The sequence below is a fragment of the Bradyrhizobium centrosematis genome, from assembly GCF_045571495.1.
GTDB classification, from domain to species: Bacteria; Pseudomonadota; Alphaproteobacteria; order Rhizobiales; family Xanthobacteraceae; genus Bradyrhizobium; species Bradyrhizobium centrosematis.
Genome location: NZ_CP120703.1, coordinates 18,846 through 30,976, shown reverse-complemented (window position 1 = coordinate 30,976; position 12,131 = coordinate 18,846). Strand labels below are relative to the sequence as shown.

Annotated in this window: 9 protein-coding genes; 5 read left to right on the top strand and 4 right to left on the bottom strand. The window is 65.3% G+C overall.

What is annotated here, in order from left to right:
- Nucleotides 1-97: 97 nt before the first annotated feature.
- Complete coding sequence (locus P6U31_RS00120) at nucleotides 98-1,291, bottom strand: serine hydrolase domain-containing protein (RefSeq protein ID WP_407186303.1); 1,194 nt, start codon at nucleotides 1,289-1,291, stop codon at nucleotides 98-100.
- Nucleotides 1,292-1,633: 342 nt separating this feature from the next.
- On the opposite strand from P6U31_RS00120, the gene P6U31_RS00115 reads away from it, so the two are divergent.
- The 3 genes from P6U31_RS00115 to P6U31_RS00105 all read left to right on the top strand — a co-directional run bounded on the left by P6U31_RS00115 (nucleotide 1,634) and on the right by P6U31_RS00105 (nucleotide 4,798).
- The gene (locus P6U31_RS00115) at nucleotides 1,634-1,954 is read left to right on the top strand and encodes a hypothetical protein (protein ID WP_100178576.1); all 321 of its coding nucleotides are present in this window, start codon (nucleotides 1,634-1,636) and stop codon (nucleotides 1,952-1,954) included.
- Between the two features lie 160 nt (nucleotides 1,955-2,114).
- Complete coding sequence (locus P6U31_RS00110; RefSeq protein ID WP_407186302.1) at nucleotides 2,115-3,608, top strand: NAD-dependent succinate-semialdehyde dehydrogenase; 1,494 nt, start codon at nucleotides 2,115-2,117, stop codon at nucleotides 3,606-3,608.
- Nucleotides 3,609-3,712: 104 nt separating this feature from the next.
- The gene (locus P6U31_RS00105; protein ID WP_407186301.1) at nucleotides 3,713-4,798 is read left to right on the top strand and encodes an SbmA/BacA-like family transporter; all 1,086 of its coding nucleotides are present in this window, start codon (nucleotides 3,713-3,715) and stop codon (nucleotides 4,796-4,798) included.
- A gap of 95 nt (nucleotides 4,799-4,893) precedes the next feature.
- Here the strand turns inward: P6U31_RS00105 and P6U31_RS00100 are convergent, their stop codons facing one another.
- The 3 genes from P6U31_RS00100 to P6U31_RS00090 form a co-directional block, all read right to left on the bottom strand.
- Complete coding sequence (locus tag P6U31_RS00100; RefSeq protein WP_407186300.1) at nucleotides 4,894-7,104, bottom strand: SulP family inorganic anion transporter; 2,211 nt, start codon at nucleotides 7,102-7,104, stop codon at nucleotides 4,894-4,896.
- Nucleotides 7,105-7,403: 299 nt separating this feature from the next.
- The gene (locus tag P6U31_RS00095) at nucleotides 7,404-8,318 is read right to left on the bottom strand and encodes a phosphoribosylaminoimidazolesuccinocarboxamide synthase (RefSeq protein WP_407186299.1); all 915 of its coding nucleotides are present in this window, start codon (nucleotides 8,316-8,318) and stop codon (nucleotides 7,404-7,406) included.
- 57 nt (nucleotides 8,319-8,375) lie between these two features.
- A complete protein-coding gene (locus P6U31_RS00090) occupies nucleotides 8,376-9,293 on the bottom strand; it encodes a pirin family protein (protein ID WP_407186298.1) in 918 nt (305 codons plus the stop codon).
- A 161-nt stretch (nucleotides 9,294-9,454) separates the two neighbouring features.
- Between P6U31_RS00090 and P6U31_RS00085 the strand changes: the two genes are divergently transcribed.
- On the top strand, nucleotides 9,455-10,510 hold the full coding sequence (locus P6U31_RS00085) for a helix-turn-helix domain-containing protein (RefSeq protein WP_407186297.1): 1,056 nt from the start codon (nucleotides 9,455-9,457) through the stop codon (nucleotides 10,508-10,510).
- Between the two features lie 141 nt (nucleotides 10,511-10,651).
- On the top strand, nucleotides 10,652-12,079 hold the full coding sequence (locus tag P6U31_RS00080) for a serine hydrolase domain-containing protein (protein ID WP_407186296.1): 1,428 nt from the start codon (nucleotides 10,652-10,654) through the stop codon (nucleotides 12,077-12,079).
- The last annotated feature ends 52 nt before the right edge of the window (nucleotides 12,080-12,131 follow it).

The following is a 12,131-nucleotide window of genomic DNA, read 5'->3' as shown; positions in this document are numbered from 1 at the left end:
CCGGGCTTGTCCCGGGCACGTACGACGTGCCGTGCTGTGAGCCGTGGATGGCCGGGACAGGCCCGGCCATGACGCATGGCGAGAGCTACCTGCCCCCTCACGCCGCCTTCTGCCCGCTCCCCGCATCGAGTCCGGCATACACGCCGCGCTCGAATCCTGCGAACGCCTCCAGGCACTTTGCGTCGGCGAACGGCAGCAGCTGCATCAGAATGACGCCGGTGACGTCGCGCGAGGGATCAATCCAGTAATAGGTGTTGGCAAGGCCCGCCCAGGCGAGGCTGCCGGCGCTGCGGCCTTCGGCCGTCTTGGCGGTGTTGATCATGAAGCTGAGGCCCCACTTCTTCACCTGCTCCGGATAGAGATCGACGTCGTTGGTGTACATCGGCGCCGATGTCGTCATTTTGCCCATGGCAAGATCGCCGATGTGGTTCTGCCCCATCGTCGCGACCGTCTCCGCCTTCAGCACCTGGTTTCCGTTGCCGCGGCCCTTGTTCAGAATCATCTGCGTGAACTTGATGTAGTCGGCCGCGCTGGAATAGAGGCCGCCGCCGCCCATGTGGAATTCGGGCTCCTGCTCGAGCTCGAACGGAATCGATGCGAGCTGACCGTCCTCGCCGCGCGCATGCATGCCGACGAGGCGCCTGCGCATGCTGTCGGTGATCTTGAACGCCGTGTCGCTCATGCCGAGCGGGTTGAACAGATTGTCGCGCAGATAGGCGTCGAGCCGCTTGCCGCTGGCGGCCTCCACGGCCTTGCCGACGAAATCGATATTGGTGCCGTATTCCCAGCGCGTGCCGGGGTCGGACATGATCGGCGTCTTCAACGCCGCGTTCTGGCAGGTGGTGATCGCGGGAATGCCGTGCTTGTCCAGATAGACCGCGAGATCACCGTTCCACATATTGTAGCAGAAGCCCGCGGTGTGGGTCATGAGCTGGCGCAGCGTGATCGGTCGCTTCGCTGGCCGCAGCTTCGCCTCGCCATTGGCATCGAATCCTTCGAGCACCTGCGGATTGGCGAGATCGGGCAACAGCTCGCCGATCGGCGCATCCAGCAACAGCCTGCCCTGCTCGACAAGCTGCATCGCGCCGGCCGTCGTCACCGCCTTCGTCATCGAGGCGATCCAGAACACGCTATCGGCCGTCATCGCGTCGGGCTTGGACAGGTCGCGCTTGCCGAACGCGCCCTGGTACAGCACGTCGTTACCGCTGGCAGCGATGGCGACGACACCGGGAATCTCCCTGGCCTCGCTCTTCTGGCGCAGAATCTCGTCGATCTCGGCTTGGCTTTGCATGGCGTTTCCTCCGGTTTGATTATTGTTGGAAGTGATCGATTGTCCTCCCGCAGGTCGCGAGCGGCAAGCGTCTCAACTCCTGCGCTGGTCGCGATGTCGTGACTTGACGGTCCGTGCCCCAGGCAGGACGACAGGTCGGCTGACCGGCAACACTCCGTCACAATCTGCGGTGGATGGCCGCAGCCAGCGGTGACCGTGGATGGGCTCCGGCGGTATGTTTCACCTGTTTGAAGCACTTGAAACATTTCGTGCGTTGCGGCGTTTCAGCACGCGGCCAATCGGCCGCTGACGTTCAGACTTGATGCAAATTGGCGGCGGCTGCCGGCCGCGAGGGGACCTTAGATGATTTCGACCTGGAGCGAATGGAAGCGCTATCCCCGTCCCGGACGGGGCGAGAACCTGGAGGCGCCGATTTCGCCAGGGATCTACGAGGTGCGCATCGCCGGGACCGGCGCACTCTATTCCTTCGGCGCGGTCGACAACCTGGCGCAGTCGCTGGCGCTGCTGCCGGTCGGCTCGAAATCCTGGTTCGGCCGCCGCAACGCGTCCGACGTGCCCGATCTCGAATACCGGACCTGCGCGACCTCCTCGAAGGCCGATGCCAAGGCCGCCGCCGAACGCATGATCGGCCGGCGCGAGACATATATGAGCGGCGCGGCCTGATCGTATCCGCAATGTTGATGCTCCACCTCTCCCATAGAGAGAGGTGGAGCATCGGTCGCTCTAACTTTAGCTATCAGCAGGTGTGCGTTGCAGGGCGGTGCATCGGGCGCCGCTTGCCCCTATATTCCGGGCCAATCCGATCGCCCCAGGGAGAGACGCCATGACCCCGACCGCCGCTGCACGCGCCCCGCAAGCCACCGCCACCCTGCGCGACCGGCTGAAGGACCCTTCGCTCCTGAAGGAGGCCTGCTACATCGACGGCGCCTGGGTCGGCACGCCGGTCTTTGCCGTGAACAATCCCGCAACGGGTGTCGAGCTTGCAAAGATCCCGCAACTCGGGGCGGACGACACGACCCGGGCGGTTGAAGCCGCGCAGCGCGCCTTTCCGGGCTGGGCCAAGCACACCGCCAAGCAACGCTCCAACATCCTGCGCAAATGGTTCGAGCTGATCATTGCCAACCGCGAGGATCTCGCGCTGATCCTCACCTCCGAGCAGGGCAAGCCGCTGTCGGAAGCGCTTGGCGAGGTCGACATCGGCGCGGCCTATATCGAGTTCTTCGCCGAGGAGGCGAGGCGCGTCTATGGCGAGACCATTCCGACGCAGCGGCCCGATGCGCGCCTGCTCGCGATCAAGCAGCCGATCGGCGTCTGCGGCGCGATCACGCCGTGGAACTTCCCGAACTCGATGATCACGCGCAAAGTCTCGCCGGCGCTTGCGGCCGGCTGCACCGTGGTGCTCAAGCCCGCCAACGAGACGCCGCTGTCGGCGCTGGCGCTCGCCGTGCTCGCCGAGAAGGCTGGCATCCCGAAGGGCGTGCTCAACATCATCACCGGTGATGCGCCGCCGATCGGCAAGGTGCTGTGCGAGCATCCGGCGGTGCGCTTCGTCGGCTTCACCGGCTCGACCGCGGTCGGCAAGATCCTCTACCAGCAGGCCTCCGTCGGCGTGAAGCGGCTCGGCCTCGAGCTCGGCGGCAACGCGCCGTTCATCGTGTTCGACGACGCCGACATCGACGCCGCGGTCGAAGGCGCGATCGTCTCGAAATATCGCAACATGGGCCAGACCTGCGTCTGCGCCAATCGCATCTACGCCCAGGACAAGATCTACGACGAGTTCGTGCAGAAGCTGTCGAACAAGGTCGCGGCGATGAAGCTCGGCGACGGCACCGAGAACGGCGTCACGCAGGGCCCGCTGATCAACATGAAGGCCGTCGACAAGGTCGAGCGCCACATCGCCGACGCGGTGAAGCGCGGCGCCAAGGTCGTGACCGGCGGCAAGCGCAGCGAGCTCGGCCGCTCCTTCTTCGAGCCGACCGTTCTCGCCGACGTCAAGGCGGACTCGCTGGTGTCGCAGGAGGAAACCTTCGGCCCGCTCGCGCCGGTGATCCGCTTCAAGGATGAGGCCGATGTCATCGCGATGTGCAACGCCTCGCCGTTCGGCCTGGCGTCCTATTTCTATTCTCGCGATCTCGGCCGCGTCTGGCGCGTCGCCGAAGCTCTGGAGTCGGGCATGGTCGGCGTCAACACCGGCCTCATCACCACCGAGGTCGCGCCGTTCGGCGGCGTGAAGGAAAGTGGCCTGGGGCGCGAAGGTTCGCGTCACGGCATGGAAGAGTATGTCGAGATCAAATACGTGATGATGGCGGGAGTATAGCCGCCGCCGTCGCTTGACGCAGATCAAGAGGCCTCGGGCGGGACAGCATAGCTTGACGCGAGCGGCATCACAGGGTGGCGCGCGCGCAAGGTTGCGGCTTGCGAATGCTGACGAGGATTTCTTTCGTTCCGGGTGAAAAGCAGCTTCTGGGCCGATTCTGGCAGAGCGCCTCCGGCTACTGGCGCGGACCAACCGCATGGACGGCGTGGCTCCTGGTGGTCGCGCTGATCGTCAACGTCATCCTGCAGCTCCTGACCCAGTACGGGCTGAATTTCTGGAATCGGGATTTCTTCAACGCCGTTGGCCGAAAAGATCAGGCGGAGCTGCTGTCTCAGGCACTTCGGTTTTTGCCACTGGCGGCGGCGAGCATCGCCTTGGCCGTGTTCTCGGTGTGGGCGCGCATGACGCTGCAGCGCTCCTGGCGCGAGTGGTTGAGCACCCGCCTCTATGGCGACTGGCTGGCGGATGATCGTCCTCCGGGGCGGAGCTCCATCGAGGGACATCACGAGGCGCCGGAATATCGCATCGCTGAAGATGCCAAGGTCGCCACGGACCTCCCGATCGATCTGGTCACCGGCCTGCTGCAGTCGGTGCTCACGATTGCAACCTTTGCCGGGGTGCTATGGTCGGTCGGTGGCAGCCTGACGATCGCACTCGACGGCATCGCCTTTGCGATTCCCGGTTACCTCGTGCTCGCGGTGATCGCCTATTCCGCGCTGCTGGTGATCGGCATCTGGCTGACAGCCGGCCGCCTGACCCGGGTCATCGAGGAAAACAAGCGCATGGAAGCCGAACTACGGGCGATCGGAACGCATGTACGCGAGGCCCGCGAAGGCAAGGCGGTGCAGGAGACCGGCAGCAACGACCGCCATGCCGTCGGCGCCGCCTTGAAAGCCGTGATCGCCATCTGGCGAATCTACTGCTGGCAATTGATGCGAATGACGCTGGTCACCTATACGGGCCTTCTGGTGACGCCGGTGGTCGGCCTGCTGCTGTGCCTGCCCAAATATCTCGACGCCACCATGACGCTGGGCGAGGTCGTTCAGGCGTCGGCGGCGTTCGTCGTCGTCCAGACCGCCTTCAACTGGTTCACCGACAATTATGCCAAGCTCGCGGAATGGACGGCGTCCGCCAACCGGGTTGCCGAGCTCCTGCTCGCGCTCGATGCGGATCAGGCGATCGAGGCTTGAGATCGCTCGGCGCGTGTCGTCCAGGCGCAAAAGCCAATCATGCCGTGAGTGCCTCCCGCCCAGGCGTCGTCATACGGTGCGAGCGACATCTTTTGCTACCGCCGCAGCACCGCGATGGTTCGGTTCGCAAATGTCAGCCGCTCGGCCATCACCGACACGAAATAGGTCAGCAGCTTGTGGCTGAGTCCGGGGTCTTCGGACTTGATCGCGTCGAACTGATGCGTGTTGAGCACGTAGAGCACGCTGTCGATCTCGGCCTGGATCGTCGCGCTCCGCGGCGTGCGCGACACCAGGCCCATCTCGCCGATCGTGGTGTAGCGGCCGAGGCTCCGCACGCGCGTGGTGCGGCCGTCGTCGGCGGGCACCATAATGCCGACGCGGCCGTCCAGGATGAAGTGCATGGAATCGGCGGGGTCTCCGGCATTCACGATGATCTCGCCGGCCCCGACCTCGATGCGCTGGCAGCGGCGGATCAGTTCGTCGGCATCCTCCTCACTGCCGAGGATGCGCGCGAACCAGTCGCGTAAGGAGGCTTCCTCCTGCGCCAGGTCCTGATGCTGCGAGATGATCGCGTTCTCGCACCATTCCAGCGCGTGATCGAGTTCGGGAATGAGCGTGACGCCCTGGCCGATGAAGTCGCTGGCACGCAGCACCTTCTCGGCCGAGGCCGACAGATGCACCAGGATCAGCTCGACGCCGAGGTCGGCTGCGCTGCGCTTGATCTGGGCGAAGCTGTAGGCAGCGGACGAATCCACCCCGGTGACGAGCTTGAAGTCGAACAGCAGATAGCGGCACTCGGGGCGCTCCCGCAGCAGCAGCTTGACGTGCTGGTAGAGCCGGTTGGCGGAGCCGAAGAACAGATAGCTCTGCAGGTTCAGCCCCTGGATCTTGCCGCCATGGGCCAGCAGCACGTCCTGGTCGTCGCGCGAGCGGTCAAGCGAGGAGCGGTATTCCGAGCCGTTGAAACTGTACTTGATCGATTCGACCCTTGCGGCGCTGAACGCAAACGTGGCGCAGCCGATGATCACGCCGATCAGGATGCCCGGCACGAAGCCCCAAGCCACGATGATCGCGATGATGGCGACCAGCGAAAGATATTCGAGCTTCGAAAGCCGCTTGCGCGATTCGATGATCCATTTGTGCAGCTGGTCGGCGCCGAGATAGAGCAGCAGGCCGCCGAGCACGAATTTCGGGATGAAGCCGAGCAGCTGCGGCGCGATCGCAAGCATCAGCAGCGACAGCGCCGCGACGGTGAGGCCGGACAGGCGGCCGCGGCCGCCGCTGCTGAAGTTGAGGACCGAGCGGCTGATCGAGATGCAGCCGGCATAGCCGCCGAGCGCGCCGGTCAGCATGTTGGCGGCGCCGGTGACGTTCAGCTCGCGTTCCAGATTGGCTTCGCGATGCAGGGCGACTTCGATCCCGGTGGTGTTGAACAGCGTGCTCGACGCGGTGACGAAGATGACGGCGACGAGATTGCCGAGCAGGTCGGGCACGGCGAACCAGGGATAGTGGACGAGGTCGTCAGTGTGCCAGGGCATCATGAAGGCAGCCTGGGGCGGCGGCTGAAACGTCCAGCCGAGAGCGCGGGCCTCGCCGAGCGAGATGCCCGCGGCCCAGAATGCCAGATGCGCCGTGAGCACGCCGCCGATCAGGATGATCGGCAGTCCGAACGGGCTGCGCGAGCGATGCCAGGTCAGATACAGCACCAGCGCCATGACGCAGGCGGCACCTAGCTCCAGCAATGTGGTGCCGTTGGCGAAGCGCAGCAACGTTGCGGCCGGATGATCGGTGATGACCCGGATTGCACCCATGACGATCAGAAGTCCGGTGGCACCGAGGAAGCCGCCAACCACGGGATAGGGCACGTAGCGGATGGCGCGGCCCATCCGCGTCAGGCCCAAGCCACATAGCACCAATCCGGTCAGCACCGTCGATAGGCCGAGCGTGATCAGGATCGGTGAAAGCAGCGGCATCGACGGGTTGGCCGCCTCGATCCGCTCGAGCACCGAAGCCGCAAGAATTCCCGTCACGGCCGCCGTCGAGCTGTCGGGGGCGGCCACCGCGAAGGGCAGGGAGCTGCCGAGCGCCACGACGGCGGCAAGCACCGCGGAGCTGATGAAGGTCGCCGCGATCCCGTAGGACAGATAGGGCGACAGCGGGCCCGCGAAGATCAGCAGCGCGTAGGACAGCCCGAAGGTGACGGTCAGGACGCTGGCGGCGCTGCCACCCAATACGTCGTTCAGTGCACGCTTGAGGACTGGCTTGAGCCGCGGGGCCGGACTGAGGGTAATCGCTGGGTCGGTCACGTCCTGACGCTCGCCCGTGAAAAAATTCTGTTTGAGATGATGACAGGCTTAGCGCAACAGGAATCTTGTCGCCACGAAATATCTGGCGGGTTTGACTGTCGTCCGGCAAGGGATTCCGTTCACGGCGGATGAATGGTCAATCATATGGAGGAGAATCGAAGCCGTCGCCTTCACCTTCGTCCTGGATCAGCGCTCCGTTTCGCTACGCTTGTCCAGGACGAAGAGGAGCACGGATCTCTTCACGTCATGCTTCGCCGCAAGAGCTCCTCGCAATGACGGAGCTTGTGGCAACAGCCGGCTTAAATCTTCAGCTCAGTTCCGGTCACCCGCCGATACGCCTCGAGATACCGCTTGCTGGTCGCGTCCACCACGCTCGCCGGCAGTGGGGGCGGCGGAGCGTCGCCGTTCCAGCGGCCGGCGCGGCGCTCGACGTCGAGATAGTCGCGCAAGGGCTGCTTGTCGAAGCTCGCCTGCGGCTGGCCGGGCTTGTAGGCATCGACTGCCCAGAAGCGCGAGGAATCCGGCGTCATCACCTCGTCGATCAGGATGATGCGGCCGTCCTTGTCGCGGCCGAACTCGAACTTAGTGTCGGCGATGATGATGCCCTGCTCGCGCGCCAGCTCCTCGCCGAGCGTGTAGATCGCGCGCGTCATGCTCTCGAGCGTGTAGGCGACCTCGTCGCCGACCACTGTGCGCATCTTCGCGATGGTGATGTTCTCGTCATGGCCGGTCTCGGCCTTGGTGGCCGGGCTGAAGATCGCCGGCTCCAGCTTCTCGCTCTCGACGAGGCCTGCCTTCAGCTTCTCGCCCGCAAGGGTGCCGCTGGCGGCGTATTCCTTCCAGGCCGAGCCCGAGAGATAGCCGCGGATCACGCACTCGATCGGGAACACGGTGGTGCGCTTGCACAGCATGGCGCGGCCCAGAATCTCGGCGCGGTGCGGTTTCAACGCCGGCACGGCGGCGATGATCTCGTCGGTGTCGGCGCTGATCATGTGATGCGGCACCACGCCTTCGAGCTCGCCAAACCAGAACGCGCTGATCTGCGTCAGCACCGCGCCCTTCATCGGGATGGTTTCGCCCATCACGACGTCGAAGGCGCTGATGCGGTCGGTGGTGACGAGCAGCAGGCGGTCGTCGTCGACGGCATAGATATCGCGCACCTTGCCGCGTCCGATCTTGGACAGAGGCAGGTCGCTGGAGAGCATGGTGGTCATCGGCAAAGCCTTCGCAACAGGACATCCGGCCGCGTCTCGGCCGGACACCGGATTAGCCTATTCCGGCAGCGGAATGAACTCATGTTCCTGCGGAACTGCCGCGAAGCGACCGGTTTTCCAGTCCTGCTTGGCCTGCTCGATCCGCTCCTTGCTGGAGGAGACGAAATTCCACCAGATGTGGCGCGGACCTTCCAGCGCATCGCCGCCGAGAAACATCATCCGCGTCGCCTTCAGCGCCTTCACGGTAATACGGTCGCCGGGCCGGAAGATCAGCAGCCGCGGGCCCTCATAGCGTTCGTTGGCGATCTCGACCTCACCGTCGACGACATAGATCGCGCGCTCCTCGTGATCGGGATCGAGCGGCACGCTCGCGCCGGCCGTCGCCGTGACCTCGGTGTAGAACCAGGGCGAGACCATCGACACCGGCGAGGTGATGCCGAAGGCGGAGCCCGCGATCACGCGCGCGGTGAAGTCGCGCTCGGAGATCATCGGCAGATCGCCCGCCGCGTAGTGCTGGAACGACGGTGCGATCTCTTCCGATCCGGCCGGCAGCGCGATCCAGCTCTGCAGGCCCAGCATCTGCTGGCCCGAGGCGCGCTGCGCGTCCGGCGTGCGCTCGGAATGCGCGATGCCGCGCCCCGCCGTCATCAGATTCATCGCGCCCGGAGCGATCTCCTGGACATTGCCCTCGCTGTCACGATGCATGATCGCGCCGTCGAACAGATAGGTGACGGTGGCAAGCCCGATATGCGGATGCGGGCGCACGTCCATGCCCTTGCCGGAGACGAACTGAACGGGGCCGAAATGATCGAAGAAGATGAAGGGCCCGACCATCTGCCGCTTGCCATGCGGCAGCGCGCGCCGCACCGCGAATCCATCACCGAGGTCGCGCGTCCGCGGCACGATGACGAGATCGAGCGCATCGCAGGACATGGGATCGCCGAGCACGGGATCGTTGGAGGGCTGCCAGCTCATGGGTAGGCTCCTTTTGGACTTTATTGGGCGCGATGGTAGCAGGATTTCGCATCGCCGTCGCGACAAAGGTCCGCTAACCCTGGCATGCGGATGGTCCTTGAAAATGCGAGCCTGACGGACGATGTTCGGCTGCCTTCAACTGCGACCGTTCGACCCAGCCGATGACCCTTGCCGCAACCGAGCTTGCCTTTCGCGCCGCCAGCGTTGCGCTGCTGCTTGTGCTCGCGGCCTCGCTTATCTCCGACTTCCGCAACGTGCTGGCAGCCCGCCTGGGCGCGGCGTTCGCGCTGGGCTCGGCGGCGCATGCGGCGAGCTATTCCATCGGCGTCGCTTCGCTGGCCGCGGGCTGGCACGCGCCGCTGATTGCATTGTCGACTGGCAACATCGTCGTGTTCTGGCTGTTCACGCGTGCGCTGTTCGACGACGAATTTCGCCTGCGCTGGTGGCACGGATTGACCTGGGCAGCGGTCGCGGGCTTCAGCTTCGCGGGCTGCGTCTGGATTGCACCAGGCGGCCATGCGCGGTTCTCCGTGACAACAGTCAATCTGATCGTGCTCGGCTTCATCGCGCTTGCGATCGGGCAGACGATCGCCTCGTGGCCGGCCGACCTGGTGGAGCGGCGGCGGCGCGTTCGCGTTTTCATCGTCTGCGCTGCGGCGCTCTATGGCGGGCTGAACGCGCTGCTCCAGATCGCGATCGGCGGCAGTGCCGGCGAGGTCGCCAACACCATCAATGCCGGCGCGCTCGCCTGCGTCGTCGCGATCATCGCCTATGCGATGATGCGCGTCGATGGCGCCGATCTGTTTCCGGCCGCGGTTGCGGCGCCGACAATTCTGACGCAGCCTGCGGCGGTCGAGGAATCCGCCGACCAGAAACTCATCGACGCGCTGATGCGGCTGATGGCCGACGAGCGGATCTACCGCCAGGAGAACATCACCATCGGCGTGCTGGCGGGCCGGCTGAAGATTCCAGAGTACCGGCTGCGCCGGCTGATCAACCAGCGCCTCGGCTACCGCAACTTCAATGTGTTCCTGAACAACCATCGCATCGAGGAGGCCAAGGCCGCGCTTGCCGATCCCGCCCAGGCCGAGGTCCCTGTCGTCACCATCGCCATGGACGCCGGCTTCCAGTCGCTGGGACCGTTCAATCGCGCCTTCAAGGCGGTGACCGGCGTGACGCCGACCGAGTACCGCCGGCTGAAGGTGAATGCGGCGTAGTTTGTAAGCTTCTGTAATCGCAGCGGCATTCCGGATTCGGCGAGCCGCGCTTAATTTCAGCCAGGCCGTTTTCCAAATCCGGCGAGCGCTTCTTCGCCCGCTCCGGCTTCCTCCCGGCACAGCCCCAGCCGGAGAAAGCCCGTGACCCGCCGCCGCAAGCTCGTCCTCCTCACCATCACCATTGCCGCTGCCGGCCTCGCGCTCGGCGCCGCCCGGGCCCGCGACGTCCCGAAGGTCGCCACCGGCTTCGTGGCCGATATCCTCTGCTCGGAGACGTTCGTGTCCGGCCTCGACGTCAAACGCAACTTTGCCGAGACCACTGATGCCATGCCCGGAACGAGCCTGATCACCTGGGCGATGGACTATCGGGTCGACCATGCGCGCAAGGACGTCACGGTGACGCTGTTCGGCATCGGCCGCAGCCATGCCGTCTATCGCGAGGGGCTCGGCTGCTCGCTCGACCATGGCGTGGGACTTGCCGCTATCGAGCCGCCCCCGACCGACAAGCAGCCCGCGCTGCTGCCCGAGATCGCCGGCCCCGGAATCGTGGCGCCGCAAAGCCCCTCGCTCGCCGCCGCGCTCGAGCGCGCCTTCACCGAGCCTGCGCAGCCGCCTTATCGGCGCACCCGCGCGGTGGTCGTGATGAAGCAGGGCCGCATCATCGCGGAGCGCTATGCGGACGGCATTGGACCGCAGACGCCGTTGCTCGGCTTCTCCATGACGAAATCCGTCATCTCGGCGATGACCGGCATTCTGGTGCGCCAGGGCAAGCTGAAGCTCGACGGACCCGCGCCGGTCGCTGCCTGGAACGATCCCAGCGATCCCCGCCATGCCATCACCGTCGATCAGCTGCTGCGCCACGCCGCGGGGCTTGCGCTCGGCAGCTCGTTACAGGCGTCGCTCGGCTCCGCCTTCGAGCCGGTCAACCGGATGAAGTTCATGGAATCGGACATGGCGGCCTATGCCGAGAGCGTCCCGCTCGAGACCGCCCCCGGCACGGCGTGGAATTATCACGACGGCAACATGCTCATCCTGTCGCATTTGATCCGCGATGCGGCCGGCGGCACGCCGGAAGACGCGCTACGCTTTGCGCGCCGCGAATTGTTCGCTCCGCTCGGCATGCGTCATGTCGTCCTTCAGCTCGATGGCTCGGGCACGATCGAGGGGTCGAGCGAGATGCTCGCCTCCGCGCGCGATTGGGCGCGCTTCGGCCAGCTCTATCTCAATGACGGCGTCGCCGGCGGCAGACGCATCTTGCCGGAAGGGTGGGTGAGTTATTCGGCGACGGCCACGCCGAATGCATGGGTCGGCATCGGCGCCGGCTTCTGGACCAACCAGGGCGACAGCTTTGGCGCGAATTTTCGCGTCACGCACGGCTGGCCGCGCGATGCCTTCTTCGCCAAGGGCACGATCGGGCAATACACCATCGTGATCCCGTCGGAGAAGCTGGTGATCGTCCGGATGGGACGCTCGCCGAACGCACCGCCAGAGGCGGACGGCGTGTTCGATCTCGTGCGCGATGTCGTGGCGGCGACGCGCGAGAAGGGGAAGCTGGCGGGGGTGGATTGATCCGTCTCTTACCCTCCCCTGGAGGGGGAGGGTCGATCGCGCGCAGCGCGAG

Bases quoted from the DNA above. Each gene is read 5' to 3' on its own strand.
- P6U31_RS00120 (WP_407186303.1), bottom strand. From the start codon at position 1,291: ATGCAAAGCCAAGCCGAGATCGACGAGATTCTGCGCCAGAAGAGCGAG.
- P6U31_RS00115 (WP_100178576.1), top strand. From the start codon at position 1,634: ATGATTTCGACCTGGAGCGAATGGAAGCGCTATCCCCGTCCCGGACGG.
- P6U31_RS00110 (WP_407186302.1), top strand. From the start codon at position 2,115: ATGACCCCGACCGCCGCTGCACGCGCCCCGCAAGCCACCGCCACCCTG.
- P6U31_RS00105 (WP_407186301.1), top strand. From the start codon at position 3,713: ATGCTGACGAGGATTTCTTTCGTTCCGGGTGAAAAGCAGCTTCTGGGC.
- P6U31_RS00095 (WP_407186299.1), bottom strand. From the start codon at position 8,318: ATGACCACCATGCTCTCCAGCGACCTGCCTCTGTCCAAGATCGGACGC.
- P6U31_RS00090 (WP_407186298.1), bottom strand. From the start codon at position 9,293: ATGAGCTGGCAGCCCTCCAACGATCCCGTGCTCGGCGATCCCATGTCC.
- P6U31_RS00085 (WP_407186297.1), top strand. From the start codon at position 9,455: ATGACCCTTGCCGCAACCGAGCTTGCCTTTCGCGCCGCCAGCGTTGCG.